Origin of the sequence: Xanthomonas sacchari, assembly GCF_040529065.1 — a bacterium.
Classification (GTDB): Bacteria; Pseudomonadota; Gammaproteobacteria; order Xanthomonadales; family Xanthomonadaceae; genus Xanthomonas_A; species Xanthomonas_A sacchari.
Genome location: NZ_CP132343.1, coordinates 4,431,866 through 4,448,518, shown reverse-complemented (window position 1 = coordinate 4,448,518; position 16,653 = coordinate 4,431,866). Strand labels below are relative to the sequence as shown.

The window sequence follows — 16,653 nt, the reverse complement described above, 5'->3', positions numbered from 1 at the left end:
GCGAAGCGACTTTGGCCGCCAGCTACCAGTGCTGCAGGTCGCGGCTGAAGCCGCTCCTACGATTCCCCATTCCCGATTCCCCACTCCCGGCTTTTCAGCGCCGTCCTCGCTCCTCGCGCGCGTGTGCGCGCCGGTCGAACAGCACCGCGCTGACCACGATGCCCAGCCCCAGCACCACGCCCAGCAGGAACAGCACCATCGCGATCGCCGGGTAGCCGAACAGCTTGCTGCCGGTGTCGATGCGCATCATCTGCGTGGAGGCCAGGATCAGCGCGGCGGTGACGATGCCGGCGGCGACGCGGTTGGCGATCTTCTGCAGGCTCTCCATCAGCCGCGATTCCTCCAGCCCGGCCACGCGCACCTGCAGGCGGTTCTCCGCGGCCAGGGTGAGGATGTCGGAGATGCGGCGCGGGCCCTCGCGCAGCAGCGCCTGCAGTTCCATCGCCTCGCTGGCCAGGTTGGCCGCCGACAGCGACTTCTTCAGCCGCGCGCGCATCACGTGCTGCAGTTGGTCCTCGACCACCACGCGGGTGTCCAGGTGCGGCGACAGCGCCCGGCACACCGCTTCCAGGTTGAGCAGGGTCTTGCCGAGCAGGCTCAGCTCCGGCGGCGTGCGCAGCCCGTAGGCGGTGGCGATGCGTACCAGGTCCAGTACCACCCGGCCTTCGGACATGGCGTCGTGCGCGGCGTAGCGGGCGATCATCTGCCCGGTCTCGCGCTGATAGCGCTCCTCGTCGAAGTCCTCCAGGCGCGTGCTCAGCGCAATGGTTTCCTCGGCCACTTCCTCGCCGCGGCCGTCGACCGCGGCGAACAGCAGCTTGAGCAGGCGCTCGCGCAGCTTCGGCGGCACGTGCGCGACCATGCCCAGGTCGAAGATCGCCAGGCGCCCGTCGGCGAGCACGCGCAGGTTGCCCGGATGCGGGTCGGCGTGGATCTCGCCGTGCACGAACATCTGGTCCAGGTAGCCGCGCACCAGCGCCGCGGCCAGGTCGTCCATCGGCTGCTCGGTGCGGCGCAGCCCGGAGATCTTGTCCACGCGCACGCCTTCGGCCAACTGCATGGTCAGCACGCGGCGGCTGCACAGATCCCACACCGGCTGCGGCACCCACAGTTGCGGGAACGGCCGCAGGTGCTCGCCGAAGCGCGCCAGGTTCTCGGCCTCGGCCTCGTAGTTCAGTTCGGCCAGCAGCGCCTTGCCGAACTCGGCCAGCCAGTCGGCGAAGCGGATACGCCGGCCCAGCCCGGTCAGCTTGTCGGCGGCGCTGGCGAAGCTGCGCAGCACCTCCAGGTCCGCGCGCACCTGTGCGGCGACCTCGGGCTTCTGCACCTTGATCGCCACCGGGGTGCCGTCGCGCAGCGCGGCGCGGTGCACCTGCGCCAGCGAGGCGCTGCCCAGCGGGGTGTCGTCGAAGGCGGAGAACGCCTTGTTGATGCCGACGCCGAGCTCGGCCTCGACGATCTCGCGGATGCGTTCGCTCGGAATCGGCGTGGTGTTCTCCTGCATCCGCTCCAGGGCGGTGGCGAACTCCGGCGGCACCACGTCCGGGCGCGTGGACAGCATCTGCCCGAGCTTGACGAAGGTCGGGCCGAGCGCCTCCAGATCGGTGACGAACTGTTCCGGCGTGCCTTCCGGCGGCAGCTCGTGCTCGCCCTGGGCGGTCTCCATGTCCATGCCGGAAAACACCCCGGAGCTGCGGTAGCGCAGCAGCAGGCGCAGGATCTGGGTACGGCGGCTGAGGCCGCCGATCACGTGCGGTGTGGCCGCAGCGTCGGGCGTCGCGCTCAAGGTGGGCTCCGGGCAGGCGAAAGGCTGCGACGAGTGTGGCCACGGCCGGGTCGTCGCGCAGTGAATCCCGCGCGGTGTCGGGCCGGGTGTCGGGGATCGCGGGCGCCAGGCCGCGTTGCCGTGGCGGCGCGCTGACGGCAACAGGCTCGCCGGGACAGCGGTCGAACAGCCGGGCGATGCCGATGGTCGGGCGACGTACCCGCCGCGTATGCTGCCGCGCAACGCGGGTCAGAGAGCAGCGTGCAGTGCGGCAGGACGAGTGGCGATGGTGGTAAAGAGGGTGGGACGCAGCGGCCGCTCCCGGTGCGGCGACCGAGCGCGGGTGGCACCCGCGCCGCGACGCGCTGCGCCGTGCGTTGCGCAATCGCACCTGGTCGGCCGGGCGCTCGGCCGATGAGCGGACGTCGGCTCGCGCTGTTGGCGGCCGTGATGGTCGTGGTGCTGCTCGTGGTGGCCTGGCTGGGCGAGGATGGCGGCGGCATCGCCACCGAAGCGCGCACGGCGCTGCGGGCGCTGGCACGCGCGCTGTTCTGACGCGCCGCCGTCCGCTGGCCCCTGGCCGGCCGCCACGGCCGGCCTTACCCTTGGCCTCCGCTGCCCGCCGCCAGGAACGCCACCATGTCCTCCATCGTCTCGCATGCCGTTGGCCATGCCCGTGTGCTGTCGGCGCGTGCATGCCTGGCCCTCCTGCTCGTGCTGCTGTCGTCGACCGTGACCGCCGCGACGCAGACCCAGCGGTATGCCGGCGACGACTTCGACGCCAAGGCCTTCGCCGCCAGCACGCACCGTCGTTACGACCTGCAGGACTTCTCCGACCGCTACCGCGCCACCTTGGAGATCGAGGACAGCGGCGAGGTGTTCCGTCCCGGCATCGTGCGCGTATTCGCCCGCGGCAACGCCACGCCGCTGCTCGAGGTGGCCTCGCCCGAACTGGTGCTGGACACCGATGCGAAGAGCGGCAAGGTCAAGGCCAATGTGCACGAACTGCCGTACGGCGAGCAGAGCGTGCTGATCTACGACGATTTCAATTTCGACGGGATCAAGGACCTGGCGGTGATGGACGGCCAGAACAGCTGCTATCACGGCCCGTCCTATCAGGTGTACCTGGGTACCGCCGACGGCTTCGAGGCCGATGCGGACTTCACCGAGCTGGCGCAGAGCAACTGCGGCCTGTTCGAGGTGGATGCGCAGGCGCGCGAGCTCCACACCATGACCAAGGACGGCTGCTGCTGGCACCAGTTCGCGACGTACTCGATCCGCGATGGTGAGCCGCTGCTGGAGCGCGAAGTGGTCGAGGACGCGCGTGGCGACGGGCCGGGACTGGCGCAGGAGACGGTGTATCGCGATCGTGGCGGCAAGCGCGTGCCCGACATGCACTACCTGTGGGACGAGGAAGGCGAGACCGCGGTAGGCCAGCGCAAGATCCTGCTCGAGTTCCGTCTGGCGCCGGCCGGCAAGCGCATCGTGGTGTTCGCCAATGTCGGCGACGGCGCCAGCGGCACGCCGTACTACGCGGCGCTTGGCGCGCAGCAGCGGGTGGATCTGCTGTATCCGACTGCGCAGGGCGAGGCGATGGACTACGACGCCGACCGCCATCTGCTCAGCTTCGCGCGTGGCGACACCACCTACCGCATCGTCGGCAATGCGCAGGGCGTGCCGCAGCGCATGGAGGTGGTGGCGCGCGGCAAGACCCAGCCGCTGGCGCTGCAGCCCGGCTCGGTGCATGGCTCGCTGCAGGCGGTGGCGCAGGTGCTGGAGGCCGCGTCGGCGGAGTAGCGGGCGACCGGGCGCTGCTGCAAAGGAGATGGCGATTCCGACTTGCGCGCGTCGGGACTGAAGTCCCTCCCACAGTGCGCTCGGGCAGCCCATTGCAACCCCGATGGCGCCCTCTGTAGGAGCGGCTTCAGCCGCGATGGGCGTTATCGGTGAATCCTGTCGCGGCTGAAGCCGCTCCTACAACGTGGGAGGGCACGGCTGCCGATCTCTGGTGGCATTGCATGCGGAGTTGCCTACGTGTGCGGCGGCGACGCCATGCATGCCGCGTGCTGGCTTGTCGTAGGAGCGGCTTCAGCCGCGACAGGCGTTCCAGAACACGCCTGCCGTCCCGATTGACCCATACCTGCCTCGCACCGCATCGGCCGACCCGACCGGCTGCTTCACCGCCACGCCGCGAATGCCCGCGCCACCGCTTCGGCGCCCGGGTCGATCACGCCACGCAAGGCATCCGCCGGCACCGCGGCGGCGCGGCCGGCGCCGGCGCGGATGAGCTGCGCGGTGGCATCGGCACCCGCGCGCGCGGCGTGCGCGGCGGCGTCCACGCCCGCGCCCTGCGCCAGGGCGTCCAGCGCCGGCAGCAGCGCATCGAGCAGGGTGCGGTCGCCGCGTTGCGCGCCGCCGTAGTGCTGCATCCGCGCCACGCCGGCCTGCAGCGCTTGCACCCAATCCTGTCCGTCCGCCAGCGCGCCGGCGGCGGTGGTGAACAGGATCGACAGCAGCACGCCGCTGGAGCCGCCCATGCTGTGTTCGATCGTCGCCGCCAGACCGCGCGCCAGTGCGGCGGCGTCGCCGGTGGCCAGCGCATCGGTGTCCAGGGCCTGCTGCAGGGCGCGTGCGCCGGCGGCGAAGGTGCTGCCGGCATCGCCATCGCCGCTGCGCGCGTCCAGGGCGTCCAGTTCCGCCTGCGCGGCGATCAGTGCCTGCGCCACCCGCGCCAGTGCGGCCGCGCATTGCGCATCGCGTGGGCCCTGGCGATGGTCGTCGTCGCGCTTCAGTGCCGGGGCGAAGGGTTGCACCGCATGCGGCACGCGCACGCCGGGCCAGCCCAGGGTCTGCACCGGCGCCTGCAGCGCGGCGAGCACGTCGGCGTCGGCCGGGGCGAGGGTGATCGAGAAGCCGTGCATGTCCATCGAGGTCATCAGCGCTGCCGGCACCGGCATCAGCGCGACCCGCTCGACGCCGATGCGCTGCAACGCCAGCCGCGTCAGCACGCCCAGTTCCTGCGTCGAGCAGCCGCCGAGATCGTTGAGCATCAGCACCAGCGGCGCGTCGGCGCCCAGGCGCGCATCGGCCTGCGCCAGCAGCGGGTCCAGGACCAGCGCCAACGCCTCTTCCACCGTGCCGGGCTGCACCGGCCGCGCGCCCGGCTCGTTGTGGATGCCCAGGCCCAGTTCCGGCGCGCGGCGGCCGATCTGCTGGCCCGGCACGCTGCAACTGGACAAGGCCATGCCCAGCGACAGCAGGCGGTCGGCAAAGGCCTGGCCGCGCTGCGCCAGTTCGGCCAGCGGCACGCCCTCGCGTGCCAGGTGGCCCACGTACTTGTGCACCAGCACCGTGCCGGCGATGCCGCGCGGCTGCGCGGCGTCGGGCAGGGCGATGTCGTCGGCGACCAGTACGCTGGCCACGGCGATGCCCTCGGCGCGGGCGCGCTCGGCGGCCAGGCCGAAGTTGAGCCGGTCGCCGGTGTAGTTCTTGATCACCAGCAGTACGCCGGGCGCATCGGCGCAGGCGCGGATCGCTGCCAGCACCGCCTCCACCCCGGGCGAGGCGAACAGGTCGCCGGCGATGGCGCCGCTGAGCATGCCCGGGCCGACGAAGCCGGCATGCGCCGGCTCGTGCCCGGCGCCGCCGCCGGACAGCACCGCGACCTGGCGCGGATCGCGCGCGGCCTGCAGCACGATGCGGGTGCCGCTGTCGGTCTCGGACAGCCGCAGCGGTTGCAGCATGGCCGCGGCCGCGAGCACGTCGTCGACGATGGCGCGGGGGGCGGTGAGGAACTGGTCCATTCGGGTCTCCTTCGCGGGCAATGCGGGCCTGCCGCGCACGGTAGCCGAGCCGGCGTTATGCGCGGCTGAGGCGGCACCGCTCACGCACGTGGCCGGCGGAATCGGCGAGAATCGCCGCTCATCCCGAATGGAATCCCCGCATGGCCGGCGCCAGCCTGTTCACCCTGCTCGACGACATCGCCACCCTGCTCGACGACGTGTCGCTGCTGACCAAGGTCGCGGCCAAGAAGACCGCCGGCGTGCTCGGCGACGACCTGGCGCTGAACGCGCAGCAGGTGACCGGGGTCAACGCAGACCGCGAACTGCCGGTGGTGTGGGCGGTGACCAAGGGCTCGCTGCTGAACAAGGCGATTCTGGTGCCGGCGGCGCTGGCGATCAGCGCCTGGCTGCCGTGGGCGATCACCCCGCTGATGATGATCGGCGGCGCCTTCCTGTGCTTCGAGGGCGTGGAGAAGCTGGCGCACCGTTTCCTGCATTCGAAGGAAGAGGACGCGGCACGTCACGCGCAGCAGGTGCAGGCGCTGGCCGACCAGCAGGTGGACGTGGTGGCGCTGGAGAAGGACAAGGTCAAGGGCGCGATCCGCACCGACTTCATTCTCTCGGCGGAGATCATCGTGCTGTCGCTGGGCGTGGTCGCCGGCGTGCCATTCGTGCAGCAGCTGACGGTGCTGGTGGCGATCGCGCTGGCGATGACCGCCGGCGTCTACGGGCTGGTCGCCGGCATCGTCAAGCTCGACGACCTGGGCCTGTACCTGAGCCGCAAGGGCGCCGCCGCCGCGGCGATCGGCCGCGGCATCCTGTGGCTGGCGCCGTGGCTGATGCGCACGCTGTCGGTCGCCGGCACCGCGGCGATGTTCCTGGTCGGCGGCGGCATCCTGGTGCACAGCATCGGCCCGCTGCACCACGCCTTGCAGGGCATCGCCCCGAGCGGCGGCCTGGGCAGCCTGGTGCTGGCGCTGGGCAATGCGGTGGTGGGCGTGATCGCCGGCGCGGTGGTGCTGGCGGTGGTGTTGGGCGTCAAGAAGATGCGGCAATAGGGATTGGAGATTCGGGAATCGCAACAGCACCGCGCACGCTCTGCTTTTGCGAATCCCCAATCCCGACTCCCCAATCCCGCGCCGGCACGCCGGCGCCAGCTAGTCGGCCGACACCACCCGATTCTTGCCGGCCTTCTTGGCCTCGTAGAGCGCGCGGTCGGCGCGGCGGATCAGCGCGTCCTGCGCTTCGCCGGGCTGGCGCAGCGCCACGCCGGCGCTGAAGCTGACGAACACCCGCTGGTCTTCGTGCACCACCGCGCGCTGGGCCAGCGCGCGCTGCACGCGGGTCACCGCCGCACTGGCCTCGAAGATCGTGCAGTCCGGCATCAGCAGCACGAACTCCTCGCCGCCGAAGCGGGCGACGGCATCGCTGGCGCGCAAGGTGGTGCGCGCCACTTCCACCACGTGGCGCAGGGCGCTGTCGCCGCCGGGGTGGCCGAAGGTCTCGTTGAGCTTGCGGAAATCGTCCAGGTCCAGCATCGCCACGCACAACGGCTGCGCGCTGCGTTCGGTGCGCACCAGTTCGCGCGCGAACAGGTCCTCCAGGCCGCGGCGGTTGAGTGCGCCGGTGAGCTGGTCGACCCGCACCAGGCCGCTGACGTCCTGCAGTTCCTGCTCCAGGCGCAGAATGCGCTGCTCCGCCGCCTCCACCTCCTGGCGTGCGGCGATCAGGTGGTCGCGCGCGCGCAGCGCCTGCTCCTGCACGTGGCTGGTGTCCTGCAGCACTTCCTGCAGCAGACGGTTGAGGTCGGCGATGCTGCGCGCGTCGCGGATGGTCTGCGAGTAGTCGGCGATGCGGTCGTGGAATTCGCCGGTGCTGGCGGCCATGCCGTCCAGGTCCGCGACGAAGGTCAGCATCAGGTCCTTCATTGCCTCCTTGGATTCGGCGATGCCCTGCTTGAGCAGGCCCTGCTTGTAGATCACCTCGCGCAGGCTGCCACGCGCCTCCTCGATCGAGTAGCGGTCCAGCGGCCCGGCGATCAGGTCGCGCACCACCGCGATCTGGCCCTGCAGCCAGCTGGTGTCCTCGAGCAGTTCGCCCACGTTCTCCAGCAGCAGGTCGAACAGGCTCAGCAACAGCGCCTGCTGCTCCTGGCTGTCGTTGGCGCGCAACGCGATCTGGTGGCACAGCTCGCGCACCTGCTGCGCCACCGGCTCCAGCGGTTGCCCGGGCCGCCACTGACGCAGCGCCTCGCCGCTGGCCTCGGCCTCGCCGGCCAGTTCGGGCAGGGTGTGCAGCAGCGCCGCCAGCGCGCCGGCCACGGTCTGCCGCAGCAGGTCGCGCAGGCGCTCGGTGTCGCTGGGCCCGGCTAGCGGGTCGTCGACGTCGATGGTGCGGATGTACTTGTCGATCAGCTGGCGCAGTGCGCGGCCATAGCTGGGCCAGTCGCCGCTGCTCGCCGCCGATTGCAGGCGCCGGCCCATGTCGCCCAGCTCGCCGTGCAGCGCGGCCATGCCGTCGGCGAAGGCGCCGAGTAGGCCCAGCGGCTCGTGCGCCTGCTGGAACAGGCGGATCAGCGCGGCCGTGGCGGCAGCCGGGTCGGTCGCCGCCTCTGCAGGCGGCGCCGCGTGGCCGTGCTTGTGCCCGTGGCCGTGCCCCTGCGCGCGCGCCGGCAGCGTCGCGGTCGCGGCCGGATCGCGCCGACGCGGCGACAGCAGCTTGCGCAGTCCGCTGATCGGCGGCTCGTCGCGTTGGTCCGACATGCCAGCCGGCTCCTCCCCAGGTCAATGCGCCGCCCATGGTGGCGCTCAGGATCTGGATATCGGCGCCGGCGGCGCCCGCTTGAGCGGGCGGGCGGTGGGTCTGTGAAGAGGATTCCATGGCGGTCGTACCCTCACCCCCGGCCCCTCTCCCGGAGGGAGAGGGGAGTGGCGTGGCCGGCGGCGGAGTCCATCGGCGTGACAGCCCCCCTTCTCCCTTCGGGAGAAGGTGCCCCGAAGGGGCGGATGAGGGTACGGTTCGCTAGGGAAGTGTCTGGGGAAAATGTTCCCTAGCCGTCGCACCCTCACCCCCGGCCCCTCTCCCGGAGGGAGAGGGGAGCGTCTGCCGCGGCACTGTGCAGGACGCGCGCGGCGCTGGCACTCTGGCGGCCGCGCCTGCCGCGGCGCGCCCACTACCTCTACGGAGACTGCGCATGGCCGATTTCCGCGAACCCCTGCTGCACCCGGTCCCGATCCTGTCCTTGCGGCCCACGCAGATGACCGTGGGCATGCGCGAGGTCAAGGAGAAGCGCAGGCGCTGGCGTGCGCATGCGTCCAAGCACAAGCAGGCCGAGTTGCTCGGCACGCACATGATCCCGGTGGTGCTGGGGCCGGACGGCAAGTACTACGTGGTTGATCACCACCACCTGGCGCGGGCGCTGCACGACGAAGGGGTGAAGGACATCCTGGTCACGGTGATCGCCGACCTCAGCGTGGTCGACAAGGGCGCGCTGTGGAGCGTGCTGGATCATCGCCGCTGGGCCTATCCCTACGACGCCAAGGGCGAGCGCCGCCCGTTCAAGAACATGCCGACGTCGATCGCCGACCTGAAGGACGATCCCTACCGCAGCCTGGCCGGGGAGGTGCGGCGCGCGGGCGGCTACGCCAAGGACACCACGCCGTTCAGCGAATTCCTGTGGGCCGACCTGTTCCGCCGCCGGCTGCGGCGCCGCGACATCAAGGAGGATTTCGCCCGCGCCGTGGAAACCGCGCTCGCGCTGGCCAAGAGCAGGGACGCGAGCTACTTGCCCGGCTGGTGCGGGCCCTTGTCCGACGACTGATCCGGCGGGGTGTCATGCGCCGGCCTGCCGCCCAGGAGCGCGTGCAAGGCGCGTTCGACGCGCCCGCCGAACAGCAGGATGACGAAGGCGATGACCAGCGACACCGCCACGATCTGCCACTGGCCGGCGCCGCACATGATGCCGACGCAGGCGGTGAGCCAGACGCAGGCAGCGCTGGTCAGGCCGTGGACCCGCACGTGCTTCTCGACGTGATAGATGACGCCGGCACCGAGGAAGCCGATGCCGGTCAGGATGCCCTGGATGACGCGGCTGCCGGCATCGGTGAAGCCGCCCTTGCCGAGCGGGTCGGCCAACAGCACCACCATCGCAGTGGCCAGGCCGACCAGGCCCAGCGTGCGGATGCCGATCGGTTTGCCGTGCAGGTCGCGGTTCAACCCGATCGCCGCGCCGGCAAGCGCAGCGACGCCCAGGCGCACGGCGATGTCGGACAGCTCGATCAAGGCAGGTCTCCTGGTGGATGCGGCGCGGTGGACGGCCGGCTCATCTTAGGCAACTCGGCCGCGCGCGCTGCGTGCACGCAGTCGGCCGACGTCAGAGCGCGGCGCGGACCTCGTCCAGGCGCGGCGGGTTGGCGCCGGCGCGGGTGCAGTTGATCGCCGCGGCGGCCACGCAGAACTGCAGCAGGCGTTCCAGCGCGGCCGGCTCGCTGCCCAGCGCCGCCAGCGCGGCCGGATCGGGCAACTGCTGCAGCAACGCCGCCTGGAAGCTGTCGCCGGCGCCAACGGTGTCGGCCACCTGCACCACGCGGCCGGGCACGCGCGCCTCGCTGTCGCCGCGCCAGGCCACCGCGCCGTCGCCGCCCAGGGTCATCACCACCAGCGACGGGCCCTGCTGCAGCCAGCTGCGGGCGACGGCGAACGGATCCTGCTGCGGATACAGCAGCTCGATGTCCTCCTGGCTGACCTTGACCACGTGCGCCAGCGCGATCCAGCGCGCCAGCCGCGCGCGCCACACCGCCATGTCCGGCTCAACCGTCGGCCGCACGTTCGGGTCCAACGAGATCAGCCGCTGTCCGCGCTCGCGTTCGGCCAGCGCCTGGAAGGTGCTGGCGGTGGTCTCGGCGACCAGGGTGTACGAGCCGAAATGCAGGCCGCCGACGCGCGCGTCCAGCGCCGGCAGGTCGGCCTCGGTCAGCGCGCGGTCGGCGCAGCCGGTGCCGTAGAAGGCGTAGTTGGGCACGCCGCTCGCGTCCAGCGCGACCATCACCAGGGTGGTCGCCTCGCGCTTGTCGATGCAGTAGTCCAGGGCCACGCCTTCGCCTTCGAGGGTGGCGCGCAGTTGGCGGCCGAGCGGGTCGGTGGACAGGCCGGTGAACAGCGCCGACGGCGCGCCCAGGCGGGCCAGGCCGATCGCCACGTTGAACGGCGAACCGCCCTGGCGCGCGGTCATCGCGACCGAGGTGCCGGCGTAGCCGTCGATGAAGATGTCGTACAAGGCCTCTCCGCACACCACGAACATCGAACCGCTCCTCGTCAGGTTGCAGCGCGCCGGCCGGCGCGATGGGGCGGCTATTGTGGCGTACCTGCTGCGGCGCGGCGACCGTGGGTGGCGTGTTGCTGGGCTGCCGTGTGGGATGGACGCCTGGCTGGGCTGCCGTCCCTTCTGCAGGGAGATGCCTGGCTGGCGCCCGTACCCTCATCCGCCCCTTCGGGGCACCTTCTCCCGGTGGGAGAAGGGAAAAGCTGAAGCCCCTCTCCCGCCGGGAGAGGGGTTGGGGTGAGGGTACGAGCGCGCAGCGCCTCATGGCCCACGCCCACCGCAAACATCCCAGACAGCGCCTTGCCACCACCCCTGCGATAGTCGCCCCATCCCCAGCCAACCCCAAGGCCGTTCCCATGAAAATCCTGCTCGCCGGCGCCACCGGCCTGGTCGGCGGCCACGCGCTGACCCAGTTGCTGGCCGAGCCGGCCTGCAGCGCGGTGATCGCGCCGACCCGGCGCGCGCTGGCCATGACCCATCCCAAGCTGCACAACCCCGTGCTCGACTTCGACGCGCTGCCGGCACAGGCGCCCTGGTGGCAGGTCGAGGCGGCGATCTGCGCGCTCGGCACCACGATGCGCCAGGCTGGTTCGCGCGCGGCATTCCGCCGGGTCGATCACGACTATCCGCTGGCGATCGCGCGCCTGCTGCGCCAGCACGGCACCGAGGCCTTCGCGCTCAACTCTGCGCTGGGCGCGAATCCGCGGTCCTGGGCGTTCTACAACCGGGTCAAGGGCGACCTGGAACACGACCTGCGCGCGCTCGGCTTTCCCTCGCTGATCCTGGTGCGGCCCGGCCTGATCGGCGGCGAGCGTGCGCAACGCCGCCGCGGCGAGCATGCCGCCAGCGTGGTGCTGCGTGCGCTCGGGCCGCTGCTGCCGCGGCGCTACCGGATCAACCCGGCCGAACATATCGCCGCGGCGCTGGTCGATGCCGCGCTGCGGCCGCGTCCGGGCGTGCAGGTGATCGAGGCGGCGCAGTTGGTTTAAGAGCGGGGATTGGGGAGTGGGGATTCGGGATGGGCAATGAAGCGCGAGCGCGCAGCAGGGCGCGCGCGTCGCCTCAGGCGCCCAGCGACTGTCCGCCATCCACCGCCAGCACCTGGCCGGTGATCCAGCGCGCCTGCGGCGAGGCCAGGAACAGCGCCGCGTTGGCGACGTCGTCGATCGCGCCGAAGGCGCCGAACGGAATGCTGGCGCGAATCTGCCGGTACAACTCGGGCTGCTGCTGGCGGCGCTGCTCCCACAGCCCGCCGGGGAATTCGATGGAGCCGGGCGCGATCGCATTGACCCGGATCCGCTCGCGCGCCAGCTGGGTCGCCAGGGTGGTCGTGTAGTAGTTCAGTGCCGCCTTCGCCGCCGAGTACGCCGGCACCCGCGGCGTCGGCCGCAGGCCGTTGATCGAGCTGATGTTGAGGATGCAGCCGCGGCCGCTGCCGCGCAGGTGCGGCAACGCGGCGCGGTTGCAGCGCACCGCGGCCATCAGGTCGATGTCGAAGCCGGCCTGCCAGCTCGCATCGTCGTCGCCATGGCCGTAGCCGGAGGCGTTGTTGATCATCACGTCGATGCCACCCAGCGCGTCGGCGGCCTGTGCCACCCAGGCCTCGATCTGCGCGGCATCGGCCAGGTCGCAGCACAGCTGCGCCACCGGATGGCCGTGGCGCTGCAACTGCGCGGCGGCCTCGGCCAGCGGCGCGGGACTGCGCGCGCAGATCGCCACGGCCGCGCCATGGCCGGCGAAGGCGTCGGCGATGGCCAGGCCGATGCCGCGACTGGCGCCTGCGACGAGCACGCGGTATCCCGCGAAGGCGGACGGATCGGTCATCGGTGGCTCCTGCGTGGCGGTGGGGCGTGCGTCGATTATCCGCGCAATCCGCAGCGCGCGGCCGCTTCTGGCACCATGGCGGCCCATCCCACGCAGTGCCGTCCCGCGACGGCCGCCTGAGCGTGGCTCACAACACGTCGCGCGCAGTTCCGCACCCGCTTGGCGGCTGCGCAGTCGTTTTGTTGGCTGCTCTTATTTCTTTCCAGGATTTCCCGCAATGAAGAAGACCTACCGGCTCCGCATCGAAGGCAAGCATCCCGATCGCCTGCTCGACGCCGCCAAGCACGACATCCGCAAGTACATCCGCCGCGAGCGCCGCAAGACCCTGCCGGCCGGCGCCGACTACTGGGATTTCGACACCCTGTTCGGCACCGAGGAAGCCACCGCCGCCGTGCTGCCGCCGGCCGAGCTGCTGCGTGCGGTCGACGCGCTGGTCGCCGCCGGCGGCGAGCAGTTCTACGTGGAGATCCGCAGCCGGGCATGCACGCGGCCGCCGCGGGCCAAGGGCGGGCAGGGCGAAAGCGAGCACGATTTCTTCGAGGACTGAGCGCGATCCGGCGCACCCGCGCGTCGGGGCCCGTGCCGCGCGGCTCAGCCGCTCGCGGGTGGTTCGCCGCCCTGCGCACGCGCCGCGCGCAGCCTGTCCTTCTTGCTCGGCCGCTTGCCTTTGACGCCACCGGTGGAGGCGGTCGCCTCCGTCGCCGCAGCGGCCGGTGCCGGTGCAGGCGTCGGCTCGAAACCGGGGATGCGTTCGCGCGGCACGCGCACGCCCTGGCGTTTCTCGATCAGGCGTAGGTGCGCCGCGCTGGCGGCATCGACGAAGCTCAGCGCCTGACCCTCGGCGCCCGCGCGTGCGCTGCGGCCGATGCGATGGGTGTAGTCCGCGGTGGAACGCGGCAGGTCGTAGTTCACCACCACCGGCAGCGCGGCGATGTCGATGCCGCGCGCGGCCAGGTCGGTGGTCACCAGCACGCGCAGTTGTTGCTGACGGAACGCGTCCAGGGTGCGCTGGCGCCGGCCCTGGGCGAGGTCGCCGTGCAGTGGTTGCGCGGCGATGCCGGCCTTGCTCAGTGCCGTGGCGACCTGCTCGGTGCTGCGCCGGCTGGCCACGAACACCAGCGCCCGCGGCCAGGCCTCGTGGTCCAACAGATGCTGGAGCAAGGCCAGACGCCGGTCGCTGTCGACCTCGATCCCGCGCTGACGCAGCGTCGCCGGAATCGGTGCGGCGTCGGCGGCGTCGCCGATCCGCCGCGGCGCGCGCAGCAGGTGCGCGGCCAGCGCCGCGATCGGCGCCGGGATGGTGGCCGAGAACAGCAGGGTCTGCCGCGTCGGCGGCAGTAGGCGCAGCAGCCGCTCCAGTTCGGCGCCGAAGCCCAGGTCGAGCAGGCGGTCGGCCTCGTCCAGTACCAGGTGCGCCACCGCGTCCAACTGCAGCGCGCGCTGCTCCAGCAGATCCAGCAGGCGTCCGGGCGTGGCCACCACCACGTCGGCACCGCCGCGCAGCGCCAGCATCTGCGGATTGATCGAGACGCCGCCGACCGCCACCACCACCCGCGGCCGCCGCGGCAGTTCCAGGCCCAGCGCGACGAAGGTGTCGGCGACCTGCACCGCCAGTTCGCGAGTCGGCACCAGCACCAGCACGCGCGTGGAGCGCGCCGGCCTGGCCGCTTGCGCGCACGCCTGCAGCAACGGCAACGCGAACGCCGCGGTCTTGCCGGAACCGGTCTGCGCCATGGCCAGCAGGTCGTGGCCGGCGATGATCAGCGGCACCGCCTGCTGCTGGATCGGCGTGGGCGTCTGCCAGCCGGCGCGCGCGAGCGCGGCGGCGAAGGCGGGATACAGCGCGGGCGACAGACCGAGGGAAGCGAACGGCATCGGGGGCGGGCAGGGCGCGGGAGAGACCGCACAGTATCGCCGACCCGGCGCAGGAGCGGCTTCCGTCGTGACGCTTTGGCGATCGCCCGTCGCGGCTGATCCCGAAAAAGGGACAAGAGCCGCTCCTACAAGGCGATCGGCGCAAGCCGCTGTTGCCAATCCCCAATCCCAAACCGCAACGCACGGCCATCCACGCGGATGGTCGTGCGCGTCCGTGCAGGCCTTACTGCGGGCAGCTCACGCCAACGGCGGCGAAGGCATTGCGCACCGCGGTCACCGAACGGCTCAGGTCGCTGGCCGCGGTCTGCACGCCGCAGGCGCCGCTGTTGAAGCTGGTGCTGGGCGTCCAGTACAGCTGGTTGGCGCGGGCGAACACTTCGAAGGCGCTGCGCGTGTTCCAGCCGGAGGTGGTGGCCAGGGTGTAGAACGCCTTGTTGTAGACGCCCGAGGAGTAATGCACGTCCAGGCCGCTGCGGTAGTTGGCGGCGTTGTCGATCGAGCTGCCGTCCTGGGTCGGGGTGGCCATGTAGCGCAGCGCACCGTTGGCCTTGAAGATCTCGGTGCCGACCTTGAAGTCGTTCGTGCCCTTGAGGTAGTACTCGGTGGCCTCGCCGGCCATATCCGAGAACGCCTCGTTGATGCCGCCGGACTGGCCGGAGTAGGTGAGGTTGGAATGCTGCTCGGTGAAGCCGTGCGAGACTTCGTGGCCGGCGACGTCGGCGCTGACCAGCGGATAGAAGCGCGTGTTGCCGTCGCCGAAGTTCATCGTCGAGCCGTTCCAGAAGGCGTTCTCGTAGCGCGTGCCGTAATGCACGCGCATCACCAGCTGGAAGGTCAGCGGCGCCACGCCGACGTAGCTGCGGTACATCTTCTCGATCACGCCGCCGAAGTAGTGCGCGTCGTTGATCGGCGAGTAGGCGCCGTTGATGGTCTTGTAGGTATTGCGCGGGCAGGTGAACTGGTACGCGGTGGTGCCGGAGCTGCCGCCGTTGAGGTTCACCGACTTGACGTTGGTGTTCTGCATGCGGCAGTTGTCGTCCACCTCCAGGAAGCCGTGGATGCTGTCGCTGCCGTACTCGTACTGGCCGGTCTTGGCGTTGCCGCCGGGGCCGGTGGCGTCGCGCGTGGTCAGCGCGTCCCACTGCTTGAGGATGGCGCCGCTGCGCGCATCCACGATCACGAACGGCCGGCTCGGCGCGCCGCCGTTCGGCGCATCGGCGAAGAACGACACCACGTAGGCCAGGTGCGCACGGTCGCTGTCGTCGAGATAGATCATCTGCGGCGCCTGCGCGCGTTCGATGCGACGCTCGGCCTGCGCGGTGCCAAGCGCGACGCGCTGGGCCACACGCAGCGCGGCATCGGCGCTCAGCGACGCACTGGCCGCATTGGCGGCGGTGGCCGGCAGTTCGCTGGCCAGCCCGGCCACCGAACGGCCGAACAGACTGCGCACGCTGCCGTCGGCACGTTCGCTGACGATCACCTGCTCGCCCCACACCGGAATGCCACGGAAGGTCTGCTGATAGCGGCGGTGCACGGTGCCGTCGGCATCTTCGCTGCTGCCGAGCAGGGTGAGCGCGGACTCGGCATCCAGCCCGATCAGTTCGGCGTGGCGCACCGCGGGTGCGGCCGGAATGCCGCCGACGCGGGCGGCGGCGCTACGGTACTGGGTACCGAGCGTATCCGGGTTCTTGGCGTGCAGGTCGACGCGCTCCGCCGCGTGGGCGGACGTGGCGGCGAGCGCAAGCAGCAGGGACGGCAGCAGTGCCAACGGGCGATGACGAAGCGACTGGGTCATGTGCGGAATCCTCGAGCGCAAGAAGGAAGGACGCGCCGACGCGGCAGCGAAGCGGCCGTGGCGCGGTGCGTGGCATGACGTTTCTTGGCAGTGCGGCCGATCGGCGCAGTGCCTCCCCTGTGCAGCGACCATAACGGCGTCGCTGCGTCGCGTGGTAGACAGGTTGCGTTCAGGATTTTTGCATCGAGCCGATGTGGTGTCGCCGTACCCCGATGTGTGCTGCGAAATCAAGCCAAGGCGATTCGCCATCACGGTGCCTGCAGGCGGCGAATGTGCACCGACTGCACGTGAA

14 protein-coding genes are annotated in these 16,653 nt (G+C 71.3%); 6 read left to right on the top strand and 8 right to left on the bottom strand.

Annotated features, from left to right (window positions below):
* Nucleotides 1-94: 94 nt before the first annotated feature.
* Nucleotides 95-1,786 (bottom strand): AarF/ABC1/UbiB kinase family protein, encoded by a 1,692-nt coding sequence (locus tag RAB71_RS18820; protein WP_010340957.1) that lies wholly within the window; start codon nucleotides 1,784-1,786, stop codon nucleotides 95-97.
* Nucleotides 1,787-2,179: 393 nt separating this feature from the next.
* On the opposite strand from RAB71_RS18820, the gene RAB71_RS18815 reads away from it, so the two are divergent.
* A complete protein-coding gene (locus tag RAB71_RS18815; protein WP_167397491.1) occupies nucleotides 2,180-2,320 on the top strand; it encodes a hypothetical protein in 141 nt (46 codons plus the stop codon).
* Between the two features lie 84 nt (nucleotides 2,321-2,404).
* Entirely contained in the window at nucleotides 2,405-3,562 is a 1,158-nt protein-coding gene (locus RAB71_RS18810) for a hypothetical protein (RefSeq protein WP_010340958.1), read from the top strand.
* 380 nt (nucleotides 3,563-3,942) lie between these two features.
* Here the strand turns inward: RAB71_RS18810 and RAB71_RS18805 are convergent, their stop codons facing one another.
* Nucleotides 3,943-5,568, bottom strand: coding sequence for a dihydroxyacetone kinase subunit DhaK (locus RAB71_RS18805; protein ID WP_010340959.1), 1,626 nt, complete (start codon nucleotides 5,566-5,568; stop codon nucleotides 3,943-3,945).
* Nucleotides 5,569-5,708: 140 nt separating this feature from the next.
* Here RAB71_RS18805 and RAB71_RS18800 point away from each other — a divergent pair, with 140 nt between their 5' ends.
* Entirely contained in the window at nucleotides 5,709-6,605 is an 897-nt protein-coding gene (locus tag RAB71_RS18800; protein WP_010340960.1) for a DUF808 domain-containing protein, read from the top strand.
* 99 nt (nucleotides 6,606-6,704) lie between these two features.
* Here RAB71_RS18800 and RAB71_RS18795 read toward each other — a convergent pair whose 3' ends face one another.
* On the bottom strand, nucleotides 6,705-8,309 hold the full coding sequence (locus RAB71_RS18795) for a GGDEF domain-containing protein (protein WP_010340961.1): 1,605 nt from the start codon (nucleotides 8,307-8,309) through the stop codon (nucleotides 6,705-6,707).
* Nucleotides 8,310-8,740: 431 nt separating this feature from the next.
* Between RAB71_RS18795 and RAB71_RS18790 the strand changes: the two genes are divergently transcribed.
* Nucleotides 8,741-9,367, top strand: coding sequence for a ParB-like protein (locus tag RAB71_RS18790; protein ID WP_010340963.1), 627 nt, complete (start codon nucleotides 8,741-8,743; stop codon nucleotides 9,365-9,367).
* Here the strand turns inward: RAB71_RS18790 and RAB71_RS18785 are convergent.
* Together RAB71_RS18785 and RAB71_RS18780 are read right to left on the bottom strand one after the other, a co-directional pair.
* The gene (locus RAB71_RS18785) at nucleotides 9,328-9,828 is read right to left on the bottom strand and encodes an MgtC/SapB family protein (protein WP_010340964.1); all 501 of its coding nucleotides are present in this window, start codon (nucleotides 9,826-9,828) and stop codon (nucleotides 9,328-9,330) included. The two genes, RAB71_RS18790 and RAB71_RS18785, sit on opposite strands and share 40 nt — an antisense overlap.
* A gap of 91 nt (nucleotides 9,829-9,919) precedes the next feature.
* Entirely contained in the window at nucleotides 9,920-10,846 is a 927-nt protein-coding gene (locus RAB71_RS18780; RefSeq protein WP_010340965.1) for a carbohydrate kinase, read from the bottom strand.
* Nucleotides 10,847-11,223: 377 nt separating this feature from the next.
* On the opposite strand from RAB71_RS18780, the gene RAB71_RS18775 reads away from it, so the two are divergent.
* On the top strand, nucleotides 11,224-11,856 hold the full coding sequence (locus tag RAB71_RS18775) for an NAD-dependent dehydratase (RefSeq protein WP_010340966.1): 633 nt from the start codon (nucleotides 11,224-11,226) through the stop codon (nucleotides 11,854-11,856).
* A gap of 73 nt (nucleotides 11,857-11,929) precedes the next feature.
* Here RAB71_RS18775 and RAB71_RS18770 read toward each other — a convergent pair whose 3' ends face one another.
* Nucleotides 11,930-12,691, bottom strand: a complete 762-nt coding sequence (locus tag RAB71_RS18770; RefSeq protein WP_010340967.1) for an SDR family NAD(P)-dependent oxidoreductase — start codon at nucleotides 12,689-12,691, stop codon at nucleotides 11,930-11,932.
* A 217-nt stretch (nucleotides 12,692-12,908) separates the two neighbouring features.
* Between RAB71_RS18770 and RAB71_RS18765 the strand changes: the two genes are divergently transcribed.
* Nucleotides 12,909-13,238, top strand: a complete 330-nt coding sequence (locus RAB71_RS18765; protein WP_010340968.1) for a DUF6172 family protein — start codon at nucleotides 12,909-12,911, stop codon at nucleotides 13,236-13,238.
* Nucleotides 13,239-13,282: 44 nt separating this feature from the next.
* On the opposite strand, the gene RAB71_RS18760 is transcribed toward RAB71_RS18765, so the two are convergent.
* Both RAB71_RS18760 and RAB71_RS18755 read right to left on the bottom strand, forming a co-directional pair.
* Nucleotides 13,283-14,566: a DEAD/DEAH box helicase gene (locus tag RAB71_RS18760; protein ID WP_010340969.1), complete on the bottom strand. Its 1,284-nt coding sequence runs from the start codon at nucleotides 14,564-14,566 to the stop codon at nucleotides 13,283-13,285.
* Between the two features lie 223 nt (nucleotides 14,567-14,789).
* Nucleotides 14,790-16,361: a M4 family metallopeptidase gene (locus RAB71_RS18755; protein ID WP_010340970.1), complete on the bottom strand. Its 1,572-nt coding sequence runs from the start codon at nucleotides 16,359-16,361 to the stop codon at nucleotides 14,790-14,792.
* Nucleotides 16,362-16,653 lie beyond the last annotated feature (292 nt).